General features: G+C 66.5%; 20 protein-coding genes and 1 pseudogene. 11 read left to right on the top strand and 10 right to left on the bottom strand.

Translation table 11 applies throughout. The features are described from left to right. The first annotated feature begins 47 nt into the window (after positions 1–47). On the top strand, positions 48–725 hold the full coding sequence (locus ACFYOW_RS28165; protein ID WP_387292844.1) for a TetR/AcrR family transcriptional regulator: 678 nt from the start codon (positions 48–50) through the stop codon (positions 723–725). Between the two features lie 57 nt (positions 726–782). Next, positions 783–1,763 carry a zinc-binding dehydrogenase gene (locus ACFYOW_RS28160; protein WP_387292842.1) on the top strand — a complete coding sequence of 327 codons (981 nt, stop codon included), beginning with the start codon at positions 783–785 and terminating at the stop codon, positions 1,761–1,763. Here ACFYOW_RS28160 and ACFYOW_RS28155 read toward each other — a convergent pair. The 5 genes from ACFYOW_RS28155 to ACFYOW_RS28135 form a co-directional block, all read right to left on the bottom strand. After that, positions 1,754–2,527: an ESX secretion-associated protein EspG gene (locus ACFYOW_RS28155; protein WP_387292840.1), complete on the bottom strand. Its 774-nt coding sequence runs from the start codon at positions 2,525–2,527 to the stop codon at positions 1,754–1,756. The two genes, ACFYOW_RS28160 and ACFYOW_RS28155, sit on opposite strands and share 10 nt — an antisense overlap. Next, the gene (locus ACFYOW_RS28150; RefSeq protein WP_387292838.1) at positions 2,524–3,780 is read right to left on the bottom strand and encodes a hypothetical protein; all 1,257 of its coding nucleotides are present in this window, start codon (positions 3,778–3,780) and stop codon (positions 2,524–2,526) included. The genes ACFYOW_RS28155 and ACFYOW_RS28150 overlap by 4 nt, the downstream gene beginning before the upstream one ends. Positions 3,781–3,799: 19 nt before the next feature. Further along, positions 3,800–4,165: a hypothetical protein gene (locus ACFYOW_RS28145; protein ID WP_387292836.1), complete on the bottom strand. Its 366-nt coding sequence runs from the start codon at positions 4,163–4,165 to the stop codon at positions 3,800–3,802. A 12-nt stretch (positions 4,166–4,177) separates the two neighbouring features. Beyond that, a complete protein-coding gene (locus ACFYOW_RS28140) occupies positions 4,178–4,714 on the bottom strand; it encodes a DUF3558 domain-containing protein (protein ID WP_387292834.1) in 537 nt (178 codons plus the stop codon). Between the two features lie 165 nt (positions 4,715–4,879). Then, complete coding sequence (locus ACFYOW_RS28135; RefSeq protein WP_387292832.1) at positions 4,880–5,560, bottom strand: O-methyltransferase; 681 nt, start codon at positions 5,558–5,560, stop codon at positions 4,880–4,882. Between the two features lie 158 nt (positions 5,561–5,718). Between ACFYOW_RS28135 and ACFYOW_RS28130 the strand changes: the two genes are divergently transcribed. Continuing rightward, complete coding sequence (locus ACFYOW_RS28130; RefSeq protein WP_387292830.1) at positions 5,719–6,240, top strand: hypothetical protein; 522 nt, start codon at positions 5,719–5,721, stop codon at positions 6,238–6,240. Here the strand turns inward: ACFYOW_RS28130 and ACFYOW_RS28125 are convergent. The 5 genes from ACFYOW_RS28125 to ACFYOW_RS28105 form a co-directional block, all read right to left on the bottom strand. Further along, positions 6,225–7,946: an urease subunit alpha gene (locus ACFYOW_RS28125; RefSeq protein ID WP_387292828.1), complete on the bottom strand. Its 1,722-nt coding sequence runs from the start codon at positions 7,944–7,946 to the stop codon at positions 6,225–6,227. The genes ACFYOW_RS28130 and ACFYOW_RS28125 overlap by 16 nt on opposite strands. After that, positions 7,943–8,260 (bottom strand): urease subunit beta, encoded by a 318-nt coding sequence (locus ACFYOW_RS28120; RefSeq protein WP_387292826.1) that lies wholly within the window; start codon positions 8,258–8,260, stop codon positions 7,943–7,945. Before ACFYOW_RS28120 ends, ACFYOW_RS28125 begins: the two co-directional genes overlap by 4 nt. 7 nt (positions 8,261–8,267) lie before the next feature. After that, entirely contained in the window at positions 8,268–8,570 is a 303-nt protein-coding gene (locus ACFYOW_RS28115) for an urease subunit gamma (protein WP_387292824.1), read from the bottom strand. A gap of 66 nt (positions 8,571–8,636) precedes the next feature. Further along, positions 8,637–9,035: a PaaI family thioesterase gene (locus ACFYOW_RS28110; protein WP_051181982.1), complete on the bottom strand. Its 399-nt coding sequence runs from the start codon at positions 9,033–9,035 to the stop codon at positions 8,637–8,639. Between the two features lie 479 nt (positions 9,036–9,514). Next, positions 9,515–10,228 carry a hypothetical protein gene (locus ACFYOW_RS28105; protein ID WP_387292822.1) on the bottom strand — a complete coding sequence of 238 codons (714 nt, stop codon included), beginning with the start codon at positions 10,226–10,228 and terminating at the stop codon, positions 9,515–9,517. 108 nt (positions 10,229–10,336) lie between these two features. Here ACFYOW_RS28105 and ACFYOW_RS28100 point away from each other — a divergent pair, with 108 nt between their 5' ends. The 8 genes and pseudogenes from ACFYOW_RS28100 to ACFYOW_RS28065 all read left to right on the top strand — a co-directional run bounded on the left by ACFYOW_RS28100 (position 10,337) and on the right by ACFYOW_RS28065 (position 19,159). Continuing rightward, positions 10,337–11,410, top strand: a complete 1,074-nt coding sequence (locus ACFYOW_RS28100) for a FecCD family ABC transporter permease (RefSeq protein ID WP_387292820.1) — start codon at positions 10,337–10,339, stop codon at positions 11,408–11,410. A gap of 55 nt (positions 11,411–11,465) precedes the next feature. Then, on the top strand, positions 11,466–12,611 hold the full coding sequence (locus tag ACFYOW_RS28095; protein ID WP_387292818.1) for a FecCD family ABC transporter permease: 1,146 nt from the start codon (positions 11,466–11,468) through the stop codon (positions 12,609–12,611). Continuing rightward, positions 12,608–13,423: an ABC transporter ATP-binding protein gene (locus tag ACFYOW_RS28090; RefSeq protein ID WP_387292816.1), complete on the top strand. Its 816-nt coding sequence runs from the start codon at positions 12,608–12,610 to the stop codon at positions 13,421–13,423. The genes ACFYOW_RS28095 and ACFYOW_RS28090 overlap by 4 nt, the downstream gene beginning before the upstream one ends. Positions 13,424–13,494: 71 nt before the next feature. Further along, a complete protein-coding gene (locus ACFYOW_RS28085) occupies positions 13,495–13,887 on the top strand; it encodes a BlaI/MecI/CopY family transcriptional regulator (protein WP_040689937.1) in 393 nt (130 codons plus the stop codon). A gap of 63 nt (positions 13,888–13,950) precedes the next feature. After that, a complete protein-coding gene (locus ACFYOW_RS28080; RefSeq protein ID WP_387292814.1) occupies positions 13,951–14,889 on the top strand; it encodes a M56 family metallopeptidase in 939 nt (312 codons plus the stop codon). 123 nt (positions 14,890–15,012) lie between these two features. Next, positions 15,013–16,356 (top strand): annotated as a pseudogene (locus ACFYOW_RS28075) (DEAD/DEAH box helicase); the annotation flags it as partial. 430 nt (positions 16,357–16,786) lie between these two features. Beyond that, positions 16,787–17,632, top strand: coding sequence for a DMT family transporter (locus ACFYOW_RS28070; RefSeq protein WP_387292812.1), 846 nt, complete (start codon positions 16,787–16,789; stop codon positions 17,630–17,632). A gap of 90 nt (positions 17,633–17,722) precedes the next feature. Continuing rightward, positions 17,723–19,159, top strand: a complete 1,437-nt coding sequence (locus ACFYOW_RS28065) for a GuaB1 family IMP dehydrogenase-related protein (protein WP_387292810.1) — start codon at positions 17,723–17,725, stop codon at positions 19,157–19,159. The last annotated feature ends 353 nt before the right edge of the window (positions 19,160–19,512 follow it).

The raw sequence follows: 19,512 nt of genomic DNA, 5'->3' as shown, positions 1-19,512 counted from the left end.
GGGTACAGTGTACGCATGCGGTCCCAAAACTGGAAGCGAGTCATGGGATGACCGAGCCGAAGCTCACCCAGGCGGCCATTGTCGACACCGCGATCGCCCTTGCCGACGAGGCTGGGCTCGACGGATTGTCCATGCGACATATCGCCGAGCAACTGGGTGTCGGAGCCATGTCGCTGTACCGGCACGTCGCGAACAAGGACGAACTGCTCGCGCTGATGACCGACGAGATCTCGGCCCGCAACCCGTATCCGTCGCCGGAGGGCAAGAACTGGACCTGGCGCGACCGGGTCCGCATTGCCGCCGAAATCGATTGGGCGCTCTACCAGAAGCATCCGTGGGTGCTGCTCACCTTCGCGATGCCCCGCTACAGCTTCGGCCCGCAGGGTCTGGCCTGTTTCGCCTGGCTGGTCGAGGGGCTGCGCGAGCTCGATGTCTCGACCCGCGAGGCGTCCACGATGGCCTTCGCGGTGTGGAACTACATCTCCGGGGCCACGCTGCCACATATCAGCGGTGCGCTGGTCGCCCGCAAGGGCATGAATCCGGAGGGCTCGAACGGACTGCGGGCGTTGCTGGAAGGAACATCACAACTGCCGATCCCACCCGCGCTCGCCGATCTGAACGGCAGTGGCGTCAGCGACCTGACCTCGGAGGATCTGCTGTATATCGGATTGTCCGCGCTCTGCGACGGATTCGAGGCACGGTGCTCGAGGTCCGCCACCGCTTGACCTGAACGGCACTTCAGGTTGCAGGGTGGGCTGGTTCGCCGACGACTAGGAGCCATCGTGCACGCCATCCGCCTTCACACCTTCGGACCAGCCGAAAATCTGCGCTACGAAACGGTTCCCGATCCGGTGCCCGGATCGGGTCAAGTGCTTATCCGGGTCGCGGCGGCGGGCGTGCATTTCATTGATACGGCCTTGCGTCGTGGTGCGGCCGGTCCCTATCCGCCGCCCACGCTGCCGACGATCCCGGGGCGCGAAGTCGCCGGGACCGTGGACCAGATCGGACCCGACGTCGATGCATCCTGGCTCGGCAAACGAGTCGTCGCGCATCTCGGCCAGGAGCCCGGTGGCTATGCCGAGTTGGCCGTGGCGGAAACGGCTCGGCTGCACGAGATTCCGGCCGAGCTCGATCCGGCGGAGGCGGTCGCGATCGTCGGCACCGGGCGAACGACCATGGGGATTCTGTTGTTCACCGAACTCGGCCCCGACAGTGTTGTGGTGGTAACCGCCGCCGCGGGCGGCATCGGGACCCTACTCGTTCAGTATGCGAAAAATGTCGGCTCGACTGTCGTCGGGCTGGCCGGTGGACCCGCGAAAGTCGAACTGGTGCAACGCAATGGCGCAGATATCGCGATCGACTACCTTCGTCCCGACTGGCCCGAGCAGGTGCGTGCCCAACTCGGCGACCGCAGGGCTACCGTGCTGTTCGACGGCGTCGGCGGCGAAATAAGCCGCACCGCCATCGATCTGCTCGGCAAGGGCGGTCAGCATCTGATCTACGGCGCGGCCGACAGTGCTCCGCTATCGCTTTCGGAGCAGGAGTTGGCCACGCGCGGCATCACCTCCGAGATGGTCGTGGGTCCCCGCATGCTCCAGCGTGTCGGCGGCGATCTGCGCCCGCTGGAGGATAAGGCAATGGCCGAGGCCGCAGCCGGTCGGCTGCGGCCCGCGGTCCAGCGTTTCGCGCTTGCCGATGCGGCAGACGCGCACCGCGCGCTGGAGTCGCGCGGCACCGTCGGCAAGGTGGTGCTTCAGGCGTAGGAGCGGTAGCCCGGGTCGTTCTCCTCGCGGAATCCCTCGACCGTTGCGCGCATCGCTCGGTCGAGGTTGTCCGTGATGACCAGCGCGTCCGCGGGGACGGCGCTGATGGTGCCGCCACTGCGCACCAGATAGCGGCCATCCGGATAGTCCATGACATGGAAGCCGCGTGCGGGTGCGGGCCGGTTGTCCCAGGCCGCACCCGCATACACCGCGACATGCACGACATTGGGACGCTGCCGTTCGAAGAACTGGGCAGCCTTCTGACGCGGTGAGCGCGAGCCCACGTAGTACGGGCGGTCGTCATCCGCGCCGTCCTCGAGATCGTGGCGCGAAACCTCCAGCCCGGGTCCACTGCCGCGCCGCGCGGGCGGCAACAGATCCGCCACCCGGCGCGAAACATAGTCCGCATCCATCATCGACATATGTACCGCCCCACCGCGATCCGGATCATCGGTGGGCTCCTGGCGCAGCCATACCGCGTGCTGATGCCGAACCGCGACATGCACCCGGAGCTTCGTCTTGCCCAGGAATCCGGCGACCTGGACGCGCGCCTCGGGCTGCGCGAGAATACCGAGCGCGGAGCGCAGCCAGTCGTCGAGTTGGCGGTGCAGGGCGCCCGCCTCGTCCTTCCACGCCTGGTCGTATTCGGCCAGGGTCCGTTCGGTGGAGCGGTATTGCAGCGGATACGGCAGTACATCGCGTTCCATCGCCCGCCACAGCACCTTGAAGCCGAGCGGAGTAAAAGTCCAGTCCCGCACGGTCATTCGCCGATCACCGGCGGCACCGCCTTCACCCGATGCGCCTCATCGAGACCGGTGAGCTCCTCACCGTTCTGCTGATTCACCAGGTATTCCTTCGACTTCGGCTCTTTTTCGTCATCCTTGCCGCCGCCACGGGAACCCGGCATACCCATACCCGACATACCCGAACGGCCGGTGCTGCCACTGGAAGTGGACGTGCCGGTGGTGCCGGAGGTGGTGACGACCGGCGGGAGGTTGAGGGTTTTACCCGGGGACGGCGTGCCCGTCGACGGGGCGCCCGAGCTGCCGAGGCCGGAGGTGCCGGAGCTGAGGCTCGGGGTGGTCCCGGTGGGAGTCGTCGAGGTCGGAACGGTTGATGTGTCGGTGGTGGTCGGCGTGGTCGAGGTGTTGGTTGCGCTGGGGCTGGTGCTCGACGTGTCGTCCGTCGTGGAGGGGGTGGTGCTCCCCGGGTTTTCGGTACCGGTGTTACTCGTCTTCGGGTCCGTCCCAGTGGTGGGGCTCTTCGACTGGTTCTTACCCGGTGTACTACCGCCGGTATCGTCACCCGGCTTCTTCGTTGTGTCGTCGGATTTGTAGACGGGGTTGTACGGCTTGGGCACCAGCGGGACACCGGTATCGGCCTCGCGCACCGACGGGTAGAAGACGTTCTTGACCGTGTTCTCGGCGGCCGACTTGTACTGCTCGTCGCGATGGCTATTGATATTCCACGTCGGACCCGGAATCCAGCTGGCAATGTTGCTGGTGATGGTGTGACCGGGCGCTTCCTGCACATTGGCGGTGGTGAGCTCGATCCCGGAACGGACGAGCTTCACCTTCTCGGCGACCAACTGCACAGACCCGACCAGACCGGCCGACTTGTCGACATACTCCTTGATACCGTCCGACGCCGACTTGGCCGAGGCGCCGTTCCACTTGCCGTCCATCGCCTTCAAGATTTCCGGCTGGAAATTCTTCAGACCGTCGTCCAGTGCGTTCTTCAGGGAATTCCACCGCTGCTCGAGCCCCTTGATATCGGTCACCGACATCGCCGAAACCCGACCGTACAGATCGTCCAACTGGTCCGGGTTCACATATGCGGATTCGGGCACCTTCGAAGGCTGCGATTGCAGACCGAGCCCGGCACTCTCGATTTCCTTGATCCGATTCCGCGCCTCCGTCGCATCCGCACTCTCGTCCCGAGACGACGAACTCGGCGGGCCGGATTTACTCCACTCGTACAGCGCGACACCGATTTCCGGAAGAATTGGAAATACCACGGCTGTTCCCCCGTTCTTTTCAGTTTTTGAAGAGCTTCGCGTAGGACTCGTCCTGCGCCTCGAGCTTGTCCACGGACTTTTGGATGGTGTCGCGGATGAGGGTTACTACCTCGATGTGCTCCTTGAGTGCACTAGCAACGTCGCCGTCGCCACCCATCGCCTTTGCGCCGAGCATCTTCGCAAGTTCGTCGGAGCAGTCGAATCGCCCTAGCCCCGTCACGACGCGCATATTGTTGAGATTGTTGGACAGAGTCGTATAGAGCTCGATCTGTCGATTACACGCGTCACGGCACCCCTTTGCTACCGACGGGTCCAAATACAGCCGCCCAGCACTTGCCTCCCCGGAGAGAAACTGCCAGCGTGTTTTCTCTTCTTCCATGGACATGGAAACCCCCAGTTATCGCGGGAATAGTGGTACAAGCGCGTCGGCCGCTGCTTTTGCCCGATCACACGGCGGAGTCCGCCGCCCCTCGGGGCCAGGATTAAATGCCGATACCTGAATTGCTCCTTGCGTTGCCGGGAAAATCAGGTCGCAGCCTTCGTCCTTTTGGTAACTAGCACTTCGATAGGTGAGCCCGCCACGGCCCTGTATCGAGACGTCCGTGAACTCGATATTGTCGGACTTTCGTTTGAAATCCTCCACTGTATGAAGCGTGGAAAATACAGTGATGTTGTATACGTGCGGCATTGCCGGATCGTGCCAGCCACATACTTTGAAACCTGGCTCGGGAACTCCCGCCACGTCCTTCTCCTTGGAGGCAGGATCCAACCCGATCTTTTGCAGCACCTGATCCGAGATCTGCGTGCACGGATCCCACAGTGCCGCAGCCGCGGCCGAGGTACCAGCAGCTCCGGTGCTCGGTGTGGCCGTCCCACCCTTCGTCGATCCGCAGCCGGTCACCACCAACAGCATTCCCACCGCCACCACGGTCATCGTCGTCCGTCGTCCCACCAAGGCCCTCCCGTTCCAGCCATCACACGTCGCTCGAAGTCTATGACGCACCCCGCGGCTGTTCGGTTCCAACCAATCACGCCTAGGCGCCGCCCCCACGCCCGGATCACCGGCGAAATCGCGCACCGGAGATCCGAGCTGCCGTGTTCAGTCGAGGGCCTCACCGTTGACCACGGCGTAGGCGAAACCGTCCCAGCCCTTGCTGCCGACGGTTTGCACAATGGTGGCGTCGAGGCTGGGTTCGGCGGCGAGCAGTTCCACCAGCTCGCGGCTGGCCTGGACCGCCGGATCGTCCGAATGGTCGTCGGCGACAGCGCCATTGCGCACGACATTGTCGACGATGATCACCGAGCCGGGCCGGGTCAGGCGCAGCGCCCAGAGCACGTAGTTCGAATTGTTGACCTTGTCGGCGTCGATGAACACCAGATCGAACGGCTCCGGATCCTCCTCCGCCAGTACGGGCAAACTGTCCAGCGCTGCACCAACTCGGATTTCGACCCGGTCCCCGACCTCGGCCCGATCCAGATTCTCCCGCGCCATCCGTGCGTGCCGCGGCTCGAATTCCAGGGTGATGACCTGGCCGTCCTTACCCACTGCCCGTGCCAACCAGATCGTGCTGTAACCGCCGAGCGTGCCGATCTCGAGCACCCTCCGCGCCCCGATCGACCGCGCTATCAAATGCAGGAACTTCCCTTGCGCCGGCGATACGTCGATGGCGGGCAGTCCGGCCGCCGCATTCGCCGCCAATGCCGTCGCGGTCGAATCTTCGCCTCCCACCAGAGAGTCCACGATGTAGCTGTCCACGTCGGCCCACTCGAACGTCGTCATGCCATGAAGTCTGCCACCGGATGCCCGGATACCGCCGAAACTCCAAGAGCCGACACCCGTGTTCCCGGAAACCTTTGCGGGCCACACCGCTCACCCAGTAGTGTCCCCAAGAACTGAGACCAAGCCGTATCACTTTTATTGCGGACGAGGTAGCGATCATGAAGACCCGCCGAACTGGTTGGCGCGCAGGCGCACTCGCGATCAGCCTGCTGACCCTCACTTCTGCTCTCCTGGCTGCACCCGCATCCACGGCTGCGGCCGACGGCAGCGCCGCCTACGTCGCCCTGGGTGATTCCGGTGCCGCGACCACCGGCGTCCAGAAATTCGATACCGGGGCACCGCTGCAATGCGCCCGCTCCACTGCCAATACCCCAAAGCTGGTCGCCGCCGACCTCAGCCTGAAATTGGACGACCGAACCTGCAGTTCCGCCAAGATTCCGGACCTCATCGCATCCCAAGGCCCTGGCATCACAGCGCAATTCGACGCTCTCGGACCGAAAACCCAACTCGTGACGCTGCATATCGGCGCCAACGACGCCAATCCGAAATGTTCTCCCACGAGTCGGAGTAGGTGTTCCGGGGTCACGAATGTCCGCCCCAACGCCGGGACCGACCTTACGATGTCAGCCGTCGCCCGCCAACCTGCCCTTTCCCGCACGGGCAATCAGAACAGGAAGTAGCGCTGGGCCATGGGCAACTCGGTGGCGGGCTGCTCGGTCCAGACCTCGCCGTCGATGCGCACGGTAAAGGTGTCCGGATCTACTTCGATCCGTGGCATGGCGTCATTGTTCGGCATATCCGCCTTGGTGACGCGACGAACGTTCTTGACGGGAGCCAGTTTTCGGCGCAGACCCAAGCGGTCGGCGAGGCCGTCCTCGATGGCTTGTTCGGAGACGAAGTGCAAAGAGGTCGCGGCGGCGGCCAGTGGTGCGGCACCGAACATGGGTCGCGGCAGCACCGGCTGCGGGGTGGGGATGGAGGCGTTGGCATCGCCCATGGCGGCCCAGGCGATCGCGCCGCCCTTGAGGACGGCATGCGGGCGGACACCGAAGAACGCCGGATCCCACAGCACGAGGTCGGCGAGCTTGCCAACCTCCACCGAACCGATTTCGTGGTCGAGTCCGTGGGCAATGGCCGGGCAGATGGTGTATTTCGCGATGTAGCGCCGCACGCGGGCGTTATCGGCGGCGCCGTCGCCGGCCAGCGCACCGCGGCGGCGCTTCATGACGTGCGCGGTCTGCCAGGTGCGCATGACGACCTCGCCGATGCGGCCCATGGCCTGGGAGTCGCTGCCGATCATGGAAATCGCGCCGAGATCGTGCAGCAGATCCTCCGCGGCGATGGTGGAAGGCCGAATTCGGCTCTCCGCGAAGGCGAGATCCTCCGGGATGGACGCACTGAGGTGATGGCACACCATGAGCATGTCCAGGTGCTCGTCCAAGGTATTGACGGTATGCGGACGGGTCGGGTTGGTCGAGCTGGGTAGCACGTTGAGATGTGCAGCGACGGTGATGATGTCGGGTGCGTGCCCGCCGCCCGCGCCCTCGGTGTGATACGCGTGGATGCCGCGGCCCGCGATGGCGCCGAGCGTGTCCTCGACGAATCCGGCTTCGTTCAAGGTGTCCGAGTGCAGCGCCACTTGCACACCCGCCGCATCAGCCACGGTGAGACAGGCATCGATGGCGGCCGGAGTGGAACCCCAATCCTCGTGCAGCTTGAAACCCGCTGCGCCACCACGCAATTGCTCCCACATGGATTCGGCGCTGACAGTATTGCCCTTGCCCAGCAACACGATATTCATCGGCCAGGAATCGGTGGCCTCCAACATCCGGGCCAGATGCCAGGATCCGGGCGTCACGGTGGTCGCCTTGCTGCCCTCGGCCGGGCCGGTGCCGCCGCCGATCAATGTGGTGATGCCGCCGCCGAGTGCCTCGTCCATCAGCTGCGGACAGATGAAGTGCACATGACAGTCGATGGCGCCCGCGGTGAGGATGCGGCCGTTGCCCGCGATGATCTCGGTATTCGGGCCGACCACCAGATCCGGATGCACTCCGTTCATGGTGTCCGGATTACCCGCCTTGCCGATGGCACTGATGCGGCCGTCGCGAATGCCCACGTCGGCCTTGATGATTCCCCAATGGTCGATGATGACCACGCCGGTGATCACGGTGTCGGGGGTGCCGTCGGCGCGGGTCGCGCGGGCCTGGCCCATGGATTCGCGCAGCACTTTGCCGCCGCCGAAGACGGCCTCATCGCCCGCGAGTCCGGGTCCGCCGCTGCGGTCTTCGGTGATCTCGATCAGCAGATCGGTATCCGCCAGGCGAATGCGGTCGCCGGTGGTCGGACCGAACAGCTCGGCGTAGCGCACACGGCTCAGCTCACTCATGACGCATCGTCCAAACGTCCGGGGGGATTCAGGCTGATGCCGTGCACCTCGCGTGCCCCACCGAGCGGAATCAGCGCGACCCGTTGGCCGAGACCGGGTTCGAAGCGCACCGCGGTACCGGCGGGAATATCGAGCCGACGTCCGTGCGCAGCCTCTCGGTCGAAACGCAGCACGGCATTGGCCTGCGGGAAATGCACATGGCTGCCGACCTGGACCGGTCGGTCGCCGGTATTCACGACATCGAGCTCGATGCGGTCCGCTCCCGCGTTCAGTTCGATAGCGCCTTCGGCGCAGAGGTATTCACCGGGAATCATGGTCGCCCTAGCCGATCGGATGGTGGACGGTGACCAGCTTGGTGCCGTCCGGGAAGGTGGCCTCGACCTGCACGTCGTGGATCATCTCCGGCACCCCGTCCATCACATCGGCACGCGTGAGAACCGTTCGTCCCGAAGACATCAGCTCCGCGACCGTGCGCCCGTCGCGCGCACCCTCGAGCACATGATCGGTGATCAGCGCGACCGCCTCCGGATGGTTCAGCTTGAGCCCGCGCGCCTGCCTGCGCCGGGCCAGTTCGGCCGCGTAGCTCAGCAGCAGCCGTTCCTGCTCGTGCGGCGACAGTCGCATCCGGGCTCCTCAGCGCTCGTGGATCGGGTGACGGTAATTCTGGCACGCCCGTTCCGGGAACGCCGATCAATCCCGTGCGGGCAGGTTCTGCAGCCGGACCTGACCGCGCGCCACCGTGCGACCCTCGCCATCGGTCAGCACGACCTGCCACAGCTGCTGCAGGCGGCCGCGGTGCAGCGGCGTCGCTTCGCCGAAGACCTTGCCCTCGCGGACCGAGCGCAGGAAGTCGGTGTTGTTGTTCACCCCGACCACGGTGCCCTTATTGCCCTGGGCGTTGTACCAGACCCCACCGCCGACGCTGGCCAGGGTTTCGACGACCGTGCAGTACACGCCGCCGTTGACAATGCCGGCCAACTGCAGCAGCTGCGGCCCCGCGGTCAACTCGCCGCGCACCCGATCCGGCGTGACCTCGGTGAATTCGAGGCCGATCAGATCGGTGAAGGTGTTCTTGCTGAGCTCGGTCATCAGCTCAGGCGTCACGTCGGCCAGCGACTCGATCTGGGCAACTTCCTGCTGTGTCATGCATTCACCTTGACACAGGGCGTCCGGGCGCTCGCACGACGGCTACTTCCCGGCGTTCGCTCGCCGAGACAGAGCGGCGGGCTCCACACGCACATGGAGCCCGCCGCGGCAATGGATCGGGGGTTCACGGCAGCCCTCCGGAACACTCGGCCGACCCCAACGCCGAAATTATTATAGGTCAGGCTTACCTAAGTAGGCAACTCCTGCCGTATCGGACTCCGCTCGCCGTGGCGCATTCGACCAAAGGCATGCGGACAGCCAGACACTTTCTGCCATAACCCATTCCACGCACGACTAGCGCGCCAGATTGTCGACACGGCCCGGCGGACCGGCTCGGCACGCAACCGGCAACCATGGCGATTCGTTCGGCGCCCACCGAGACGCCGCGGGAGAGCCGAGCAACCCACTCACCTGATAGGGCCCTATCGAACCAGGCAACCCACAACGCGTCGCACGGGCAAACCGCGCTCTTCCAGCGTCGACAGCAACCCCTCACCGCGGCGCGCACCGATCTGCGAATCCGTCCGCGCCAAATCCGGCACATAGGTGGCTGCGCCCACAATGGATTCACCGACCAGCGACCAGAACCGACGCTCACCGAGTCCCGCGCAACCCGCCAATGTCCGCTGGATCAACCGCAACGACGGCTCACACCGATGCGCGAGCCAGACGTACATCGCCCGCTCGCACGGCAACGTGACGACCCCAGCCGCTCCGGCAAGCCGATCACCGTCGACCACCCGAATCGTGGTGTCCGCCAAGCCCGCCCAGTCGATGCCACCGTCGTTGTCGGTATGGAGCCACAGATTCTCGAGACCCGGATCCCAGACCCGCCCCTCGGCCACCAGCAGCGCGACCACCCGGCCGATCACCGCGTGGATCAGCGCGGTCGCCACCACCTCGGCGGCGGCTTCGGCGCTGATCATTTCCGCGGCATGCCGCCGATACATCAATTCGATCCGCCCCTCGCGCAATCCGTCGGCCAGCCGCCACCAACGTCGTTTGCCCTGCTCGGACATGGCGGCCACCGCATATACCCGCGGATGTTCGGGTTGCAACGAGCGCAACCGGACACAGGCCCTACCGAATGCCACCTGGGACTGGCGAGGCATGTAGGTCGTGACTGGCTCGGACATCGAACCTCCTCGGGTCGGCTCCGTGATGGGTCGGGTCGAAAAGATAGGTTAGGCTTACCAGACCTAGCAATCGGATACCAGATATCAAGTCAGGAGTAGTTCGTCGCCGTGACGGCATCAGGCACCATCGCGCCGGGGGCGCGACGAACGAATACGGCGCGCCGTCGCAGGCTCGGACTCGTCGCGTTGACCGCACTGCTCCTCATCGCCACCGTGGCCGGCATCGCCATCGGCACCCGATCACTGTCGCCCGGCACCGTCTACGACGCCGTGCACAATGCCCTCAGCTGCCCGGGCGGGCCGTTCACCTGTCCCGCCGGGTCGACCGCGGAGGAGATCGTGCGCGGACTTCGCTTGCCGCGCACCGCACTCGGGCTGGTGACCGGGCTTGCACTCGGCATCGCGGGTGCGCTGATCCAGGGCTATACCCGCAACCCGCTCGCCGACGCGGGCCTGCTCGGCTTGAACGCCGGCGCGGCCTTCCTTGCGGCACTGAGCATTTACCTGTTCGCGCTGACGGCACCCGAACAGTACATCTGGTTCGCCTTCGCAGGGGCGCTGATCGCCGGGCTGGTGGTGTTCGGTGTGTCCGCGATCGGCGGTGGCAAGGCGAGTCCGCTCAGTCTGGTACTGGCCGGCGCCGCGGTGACCGCATTCCTGCAGGGGATGACGAATGCCATTGTGCTCATGGACAATGCTGCGCTGGACACCTACCGATTCTGGGTGGTCGGCATGGTGAACGGGCGCGACGCCGAGGTGTTCTGGCAGGTGCTGCCGTTCCTGACGATAGGCGTTTTGCTGGCCGTCGCGGCTGCGCCGGGCCTGAATCTGCTGAGCCTCGGCGACGAAGTCGCCCGCGGACTCGGGGTACATATCGGACGCAGCCGTGCGCTCGGCCTGGCGGCGATCGTATTGCTGTGCGGTGCCGCGACAGCGGCGGTCGGCCCGATCGCATTCATCGGATTGATAGTGCCGCATGTCGCAAGGGTTTTCACCGGTCCCGACTATCGCTGGCTGATCCCGTACTCCGGACTGCTCGGTGCATTGCTGCTGCTCGTCGCCGATGTGGTCGGGCGAATTGTGGCGCGGCCGGGCGAAGTACAGGTCGGCGTGATGATCTCGGCCCTGGGTGCACCGTTCTTCATTCTGCTCGTTCGTCGCAAGAGGTTGGTGAGCCTGTGAGGGAGATGCCACAGCGATCGCCGCGCACGAATTCGCGGGCCACCGGGGAGCATCCATGAGCGAAGGAATCATCGACGAAATCTCCCCGGATAACACCGCGACCAGGCCCGGCAGTACTCCGCCGGCGTTGCGCCACATCCGCCCTGCCCTGCGCCTCGGTCCGGCGTCGATTGGGTTGCGCCCCACCATGGCGCTCATAGTTCTGGCGCTCGCCGCGACCGCGCTCACACTGTTCTGCCTCGATATCGCCTTCGGCGACACCCACATTCCGATCGGGCGAGTACTCGATGTGCTCAGCGGGGGCGGCACTCGATCCCAGCGCTTCATCGTGCTGGAGTCCCGACTGCCGCGCGCGCTCACCGCCGCGGTCGTCGGTGCGGCACTCGGCATCGCGGGTGCGATCACCCAATCGATCCTGCACAACCCGCTCGCCGCACCGGATATGCTCGGCATCACCACCGGCTCGAGCCTCGGCGCGGTCGCGGTCCTGGTCGGAACCGGCGGCGCGACAACCGGACTCGCCGCGAGTGTCGGCACACCACTGGCAGCGCTGAGCGGTGGTCTGCTCACCGCGATCGTGATCTACCTGCTCTCCTGGGGTCGCAGTGTGACCGGCGACCGCGGTGTCACGCCGATGCGACTGGTGCTTATCGGCATCGGTGTGAACGCGCTGTTGTTGTCCGGTATCAGCTTTCTGCTCACCCGCGCCAGCCTGCAGGACGCGGCTCGCGCGCAACTCTGGCTCAATGGCTCGCTCAACAGCGCGGACCGCACGAAACTCGTCCCGGCCGCGCTGGCCCTGGCCATGGTCGTCGTGGTCGCGGTGGGCTCCGCGCGAACCCTTGCCGCACTTCGTCTCGGCACCGACACCACCCGCGTGCTCGGCGTGCGGATCCAGACCCAGCAGACGCTATTGATCGGCGCGGCCGTCGTGGCCGCGTCCGTCGCCACGGCGGCTGTCGGCCCGGTCACTTTTGTGGCGCTCGCCGCACCGCAGATCGCACGCCGACTGCTGCGAACTCCCGGCGAACCACTCATCGGCTCCGCGCTCATCGGTGCCATCCTGGTGGTCGGCGCGGATGTGGCCTCGCGCACGCTGTTTCCGGTCGATCTGCCGGTCGGTGTCGTGACCGCCGCCTTCGGCGGACCGTTCCTGCTCTACCTGCTCGTGCGTATGAATCGGAAGGCGACCCTGTCATGACCAGCGATACGCGGCTCTCCGCACAGGAAGTCACCCTCGGCTACGGCGACCGCGTCATCGTCGACGGGCTCGATATCGATATCGCACCTGGGGTCGTCACCACCGTCATCGGTCCCAACGGCTGCGGAAAGTCGACCATGCTGCGCTCGCTCGGGCGCCTGCTGCGTCCGCGACAGGGTCGAATTCTGTTGGACGGCAAGGCGATTTCGACGATGAAGACCAAGGATGTGGCACGCATCATCGGCATGCTCCCGCAGTCGCCGGTCGCGCCCGAGGGGCTCACCGTCGCGGATCTCGTTGCGCGCGGGCGTCATCCGCATCAATCCTGGATCCGGCAGTGGTCGGCCACCGACGAGGCCGAGGTCATGTCCGCACTCGCGGCGACGGGCATCGCCGACCTGGCCGATCGCTCACTCGACGAGTTGTCCGGCGGGCAACGCCAGCGCGCCTGGATCTCCATGGCACTGGCCCAGCGCACCGATATCCTGCTGCTCGACGAGCCGACCACCTACCTCGACCTAGCGCATTCGGTCGAGGTACTGGACCTGATCGACCGGCTCCACGACGACCTCGGCCGCACCGTGGTGATGGTGCTGCACGACCTCAACCTGGCCCTTCGCTACAGCGATCGACTCATCGTCATGCGCGACGGACGCATCGTCGCCCAGGGCGCGCCCGCCGATATCGTCGATGTCGCACTGCTGCGCGAGGTCTTCGATCTCGACGCCTCGGTCCTCGACGATCCGGTCTCCGGCCGTCCGATGATCGTGCCCATCGGAACCCGGCACGTTTTGCCCGGGTATGACAAATGACACACCAGCTATCAGGTAGTTACGACGGGGTGTAGTACGCAATTGTGTCGTTGAGTCCGTAAACTTGTGGAATGGCAGGACTTGGTGAACTCGAGAAGGCGGTCATGGATCAGCTGTGGTCCAGTGACGAGCCGCAGACCGTACGGCAGGTACACGAGGCTTTGGCCGCCCGCCGTGAGCTCGCGTACACCACGGTGATGACGGTGCTGCAACGGCTTGCGAAGAAGAACCTGGTGGTCCAGCGCCGCGATGACCGCGCCCACCGCTACGCCCCGGTGCACACCCGTGATGAACTGGTGGCCAGCTTGATGGTCGACGCATTGCAGCAGGCCGATGTGGCGGGCAGCCGCGCGGCGGCGCTCGTGCATTTCGTCGAACAGGTCGGCAGGGACGATACGGACGCGCTGCGGGAAGCACTCGCTAAGCTCGAGGCATCCGAAGATACTGCGCCGCCGAAGCAGTAGTCTTGGGATCCTGGCCTCACAACGAGGTGAGACCCTGGCCCCACAACGCAGTGAGCTGAGTCGATGAACGCAACCGCGCCGGTCTTCGCCGGTCTCGCTTTGCTTCTCGCGGGGCCTGCCCCAGCGCTGCTGAGCCGCGCGACCTGGCCGTATCGGACTCCGCGCGCCGCGCTCGTGTTATGGCAGGCCATCGCGCTCGCCGCCGTGCTCAGCGCATTCGGCTCGGGCCTGGCCATCGCCGCCCAACTACTCGTCCCCGGACCGAACGGTCGCCCGACCACCTCCCCGGCCCGGGAAATCGACGCGCTCGGACTGCCGCTGTGGCTGGCCTATGTCTTCGTCTTCGCGCTGACCCTGCTGGTCGGCGCGCGGCTGATATACGCGATCGTGCGCGTCGGCGTCCACACCCGCAGGCGCCGTGCGCGCCACCGCATGCTCGTCGATCTGCTCGACCAGAGCGGACCGCAGCGCCGCGCCGCCGATATCCGGGTCCTCGCCTCGACCGAGCCGATCGCCTACTGTCTGCCCGGCCTGCGCCAGCGGGTCGTGCTGAGCGAAGGCACGCTGACCAGCCTGCAGGACGCCGAGGTCACCGCCATCGTCAGCCATGAGCGCTCGCATCTGCGCGCCCGCCACGATCTGGTGCTCGAGGCATTCACCGCAGTGCACGAGGCCTTCCCCCGAGTGGTGCGCAGCAAGGCCGCACTCGGCTCGGTGAAACTGCTGATCGAACTGCTCGCCGACGACTCGGCGGTGAAGGTGACCGGCCCGAAGCCGCTGGCCCGCGCCCTGGTGGCATGCGCAAAATCCACCGCTCCGCAGGGCGCGCTCGCTGCGGGCGGGCCGACCACCCTGATCCGCATCCAGCGCCTGGGCGGCCGGATCGGCGATATTCGGGTGGCCTCGGCGGCGTATCTGGGGTCGGCGGCCATCCTGGTGGTCCCGACCATGGCCGTCGCGGTACCCTGGCTGGTCGAACTGGATCGACTGCTGCGTAACTGATTCCTCCGGTTCTCCCCGACACACCCGGTCCTACCGCATACCGATGACCGGGCCCAACCATCTCGGCGGCACCACGCGTGCCCGGATCCGCCCGCGCCGAGACATGAAAGGCACACAACCCCGTTGACCTCCTCCACCCCTGCCACCACCTTCGCGGAGCTGGGCCTACCCGCCGTGCTCGTCCAGGCGCTACGCCGCGACGGCATCGAGGCGCCGTTCCCGATCCAGGCCGCGACCGCGACCGATGCGCTGGCGGGTAAGGATGTGCTCGGACGCGGCCCAACCGGCTCCGGCAAGACCCTGGCCTTCGGGCTGCCGATGCTCGCGCTGCTCGCGGGGGCCCAGGCCAAGCCGGGTCGTCCGCGCGGCCTTGTACTGGTGCCGACCCGCGAACTGGCGGCTCAGATCGAAAAGGCGCTGGACAATGTGGCACTGTCGCTCGGGCTGCGAATCGCCTCGGTGGTCGGCGGCGCACCGATCAAGCGGCAGGCCGACCGGCTCGCGCGCGGAGTGGACCTGCTGATCGCCACGCCCGGACGGCTGGAAGACCTGATCAACCAGCGCTCCGCCGACCTGTCCGATGTGCGGATCACCGCACTGGACGAGGCCGACCACATGGCCGATATGGGTTTCCTGCCACAGGTCACCAAACTGCTCGACCGGACGCCGAAAGATGGTCAGCGCCTGCTGTTTTCGGCCACTCTCGACGGTGAGGTCGACAAACTGGTCAAGCGTTACCTGCGCTCCCCCGTCACGCATTCCACCGCGCCGCCGTCGGCCTCGGTCGCGACGATGTCGCATCATCTGCTGTACCTGCGCAAGGCCGATAAGCGCGAGATCACCGCGCAGATCGCCGCCCGCGACGGGCTGACCATCATGTTCGTGCGCACCAAACACGGTGCGGACCGGCTCGCCAAGCAGTTGCGCGCGGCCGGAATCGCAGCAGGCGCGCTGCACGGCGGGAAAGCACAGAACAACCGCGTGCGGACGCTGGCCGCATTCGCCGACTGTGCGACACCGGTGCTGGTGACCACCGATGTGGCCGCGCGTGGCATCCATGTGGACGGGATTTCCCTTGTCGTGCACGTGGATCCGCCCGCGGAATCCAAGGCGTACCTGCATCGCGCCGGCCGCACCGCACGCGCCGGGGAGGACGGCGTCGTCGTCACGCTGGTCACCGAAGAGGAACGCACCGAGGTCGAGAAGATGACCCGCAAGGCGGGCGTCGATGTCGACGGCGTGCAGGTCCGTCCGGGCGATCGGCGCCTGATCCAGATCACCGGCGCGAAGCAACCGTCGGGCGTACCGATCGTCGCGGCGAACTCGGCGGTCACGGTGGGTGACGAGGGTGAGTTGAACGTCGATAGGTCGAGCCGCCGGTCTGGTCCGGGTTCGGGCGGTCGTGGTCGCGGCACACGCTCGGGCGGTGCGGGCTCAGCCGGTGCCGGGCGGCGTAGCGCTGGTTCGAGTGGTCGCGCCGGAGGTGCGAAGAAGTCCTCGGGTGGTTCGTCGAGCTCCACCGCGACTTCGAATCGGCGCAATGTCGCAACGTCGGGTCGGGGGACGACGGCCGCCCCTGCCACGGGTCGGACCACAGCAGCGGCGACGGCTGCCCCCGGACGGAGCGCCGGGTCTGCGAACACGGCTCCGGGGCGGACCGCGAGTACGGCATCGGCCGCGCCGGGTCGGGCTGCCGGGTCGGCAAAGGCAGCCCACGGAACGGGCTCATCCGCGCGTGGCGCATCGGCCGGCCATGGCGCAGGAGCCACTTCCGGTCGTGGCGCCGGAACCGGTCGCACCGCCTCGACCAGCGGCGACACGCCCGGGCGCACCCGTCGACGCGCCGGGCGGGCACAGGGGGTGCCGGGCAGCCGCAATCGCGGGGCAAACTGACCAGGTGGCGAATCACCAGGTGGGCGCGGTCGTCTGTGCGCTGATCGCGGCATTGCTCTTCGCGGTGGCAGCGGTCGCGCAGCAGCATGCGGCGGCCGCGGTTCCCGAGGACGAATCGCTCATGCGTTCACTGCTGCGCAATCCGCGCTGGTGGGGCGGAATCATCGGGGATGCGGGCGGTTACGCCATGCAGGTCGCCGCGCTCACTCTGGGCGCGGTGCTGCTCGTCCAGCCGATTCTGGTGAGCATGTTGGTCTTTGCGCTCCCCCTCTCCGCGCGTATCAACCGCCGCCGCATCACCCCACGCACCTGGGCGACCGCCGTCGCACTCGCGGCAGCCCTCGCCGCCTTCTTGATCATCGGCGATCCGACCGAGGGCAATACCAATGCGCCCCTGCGTGATTGGATCCCGCCGCTCGCCGCCCTGCTCGGTGTGCTGGCCGTGGCCGTCGCCGTCGGCCTCGGGACCTCCGACCCGACCCGCCGCGCACTCCTGTTCGGTACCGCGGGCGGCGCCCTGTTCGGTCTGGCCGCGGCCCTCACCGAATACGTGACCGAACTCTTCGACGGCGGCCTCACCCACGTGCTGGGCAGCTGGCAAACCTGGGCCCTGGTGGCCTCCGGTTTGATCGGCCTCTATATCCAGCAACGCGCCTTCCAATCCGGCCCCCTCGTCGCATCGCTGCCCGCCGTCACCATCGCCGAACCCCTGGCCGCCGCCTTCATCGGCATTACCGTCCTCGACGAACGCTTCCGCACCGACCACATCGGATACGCGGTGATCACCGTCGCCGTAATCATCATGTGCGCGACCACAATCCAACTCTCCCGTGCCCAAGCCGACGCGTGACACGCACGGCTCGAGATCAGGAGAACACTGGCGCACAGGGAGTGCTGGGTGATTGCACGGAACTGCGGCGCACCGGTTAGAATCGATTAAGTGCAGTTTCTCCCCGGTCATCAGCCGCCGTACGACCTGACCTACGACGACCTCTTCCTCGTCCCGAATCGGACGGATGTCGCGTCACGGTTCGACGTGGATCTTGCGACCGCAGACGGGTCCGGCACCACCATCCCCATTGTCGTCGCGAATATGACCGCGGTCGCCGGTCGCCGGATGGCCGAGACTGTCGCCCGTCGCGGTGGCATCGTCGTCCTACCGCAGGATCTTCCGATCGCCGCGGCATCGGAAACCATCGCCTTCGTCAAGAGCCGTTCGCTCACCGCCGATACCCCGGTCACGCTGGATCCGGAACGTTCGGTCTCCGAGGCCGTCGCCCTGATGCACAAGCGCGCCCACGGCGCCGTGGTCGTCGTCGACGGCGGTAAGCCGGTCGGTGTGGTCACCGAGGCATCCTGCAGCGATGTCGACCGGTTCGCCCGGCTGCGCGACGTAGCGGTCACCGACTTCGTGCAGGCACCGGCCAGTACCTCGCCGCGCGATCTGTTCGACCTGCTCGAGGCCGAGCACGCGCAACTCGCCGTGCTCATCGCCGAAGACGGCAGCCTCGCGGGCGTCATGACCCGCACCGGAGCCATCCGCACCGGCATCTACCAACCCAATGTGGACGCCAACAACCAGTTGCGCGTGGCCACCGCGGTCGGCATCAACGGCGACGTGGCGGCCAGGGCCAAGGCGCTCGTCGACGCCGGCGCGGACCTGCTCGTCATCGATACCGCACACGGCCACCAGGCCAAGATGCTCGAAACCCTCAGCGCCATCCGCGATCTCGGCCTCGGTGTGCCGCTGGTCGCGGGCAATGTGGTCTCCGCGCAGGGCACCCGCGATCTGGCCGCTGCGGGCGCGGACATCATCAAGGTCGGTGTCGGCCCCGGTGCCATGTGCACCACCCGAATGATGACCGGCGTCGGCCGTCCGCAGTTCTCCGCGGTGGCCGAATGCGCCACCGCCGCAAAGGAACTCGGCGTGCACATCTGGGCCGACGGCGGGGTCCGGCACCCGCGCGACGTCGCTCTCGCACTGGCCGCGGGCGCGTCCAATGTGATGATCGGCTCCTGGTTCGCCGGCACCTACGAATCCCCCGGCGACCTGCGCGTCGACCGCGACGGCAATGCCTACAAGGAAAGCTTCGGCATGGCCTCCAAGCGCGCTGTCGCCGCCCGCACCGCCACCGACAGCGGCTTCGACCGCGCCCGCAAGGCATTGTTCGAAGAGGGCATCTCCAGCTCGCGCATGCGCCTGGATCCGGAACGCCCCGGCGTCGAGGACCTCATTGACCACATCTGCTCCGGCGTCCGCAGCGCCTGCACCTACGCGGGTGCCCGCAGCCTCACCGAGTTCCACGACAAGGCCGTGCTGGGCGTGCAATCGGCCGCAGGTTTCGCCGAAGGCCGCCCGCTGCCGAGCGGCTGGTAGACCGCTCAGCGTGGATAAAAGCTGAGCCATCCTGCCCAGCCGACCCCAACGGAGCGAGTCTTACGAGCGACGTTCGCGGCCCGTCTCGCGTCCGAGCCGTCGAAGCGCATGCGCCGCAGGCGCGAGTCTCGACGGCTCGGACGCGAGACACCAGGGGGGCCGCGAACACGCCGCGCCGCAGGCGCGGCCAATCAGACACAGCAATACCGGCCCACGCGGGCACGCGCGTGGGCCGGTAGCATAGTGGTTGCCGGTTTCCGGTTACACAAACCCATTTGCCGAGAGGAACAAGTTGTCACCCGCGTCCGAGGGCGCCGCACAGGAGGGCTCCTCTACCGAGCCGGGTGACAAAC

This window comes from Nocardia sp. NPDC006982 (genome assembly GCF_042869435.1).
Classification (GTDB): domain Bacteria; phylum Actinomycetota; class Actinomycetes; order Mycobacteriales; family Mycobacteriaceae; genus Nocardia.
The sequence above is the reverse complement of the archived record's forward strand: the minus strand, read 5'-3'. Positions and strand labels throughout refer to the sequence as shown.

Coding starts and splice junctions, on each gene's coding strand:
- ACFYOW_RS28085 (WP_040689937.1), top strand. CDS start 13,495: ATGGCAGGACTTGGTGAACTCGAGAAGGCGGTCATGGATCAGCTGTGG.
- ACFYOW_RS28145 (WP_387292836.1), bottom strand. CDS start 4,165: ATGTCCATGGAAGAAGAGAAAACACGCTGGCAGTTTCTCTCCGGGGAG.
- ACFYOW_RS28130 (WP_387292830.1), top strand. CDS start 5,719: ATGAAGACCCGCCGAACTGGTTGGCGCGCAGGCGCACTCGCGATCAGC.
- ACFYOW_RS28095 (WP_387292818.1), top strand. CDS start 11,466: ATGAGCGAAGGAATCATCGACGAAATCTCCCCGGATAACACCGCGACC.
- ACFYOW_RS28120 (WP_387292826.1), bottom strand. CDS start 8,260: ATGATTCCCGGTGAATACCTCTGCGCCGAAGGCGCTATCGAACTGAAC.
- ACFYOW_RS28080 (WP_387292814.1), top strand. CDS start 13,951: ATGAACGCAACCGCGCCGGTCTTCGCCGGTCTCGCTTTGCTTCTCGCG.
- ACFYOW_RS28140 (WP_387292834.1), bottom strand. CDS start 4,714: ATGACCGTGGTGGCGGTGGGAATGCTGTTGGTGGTGACCGGCTGCGGA.
- ACFYOW_RS28105 (WP_387292822.1), bottom strand. CDS start 10,228: ATGTCCGAGCCAGTCACGACCTACATGCCTCGCCAGTCCCAGGTGGCA.
- ACFYOW_RS28135 (WP_387292832.1), bottom strand. CDS start 5,560: ATGACGACGTTCGAGTGGGCCGACGTGGACAGCTACATCGTGGACTCT.
- ACFYOW_RS28125 (WP_387292828.1), bottom strand. CDS start 7,946: ATGAGTGAGCTGAGCCGTGTGCGCTACGCCGAGCTGTTCGGTCCGACC.
- ACFYOW_RS28115 (WP_387292824.1), bottom strand. CDS start 8,570: ATGCGACTGTCGCCGCACGAGCAGGAACGGCTGCTGCTGAGCTACGCG.
- ACFYOW_RS28090 (WP_387292816.1), top strand. CDS start 12,608: ATGACCAGCGATACGCGGCTCTCCGCACAGGAAGTCACCCTCGGCTAC.
- ACFYOW_RS28155 (WP_387292840.1), bottom strand. CDS start 2,527: ATGACCGTGCGGGACTGGACTTTTACTCCGCTCGGCTTCAAGGTGCTG.
- ACFYOW_RS28165 (WP_387292844.1), top strand. CDS start 48: ATGACCGAGCCGAAGCTCACCCAGGCGGCCATTGTCGACACCGCGATC.
- ACFYOW_RS28110 (WP_051181982.1), bottom strand. CDS start 9,035: ATGACCGAGCTCAGCAAGAACACCTTCACCGATCTGATCGGCCTCGAA.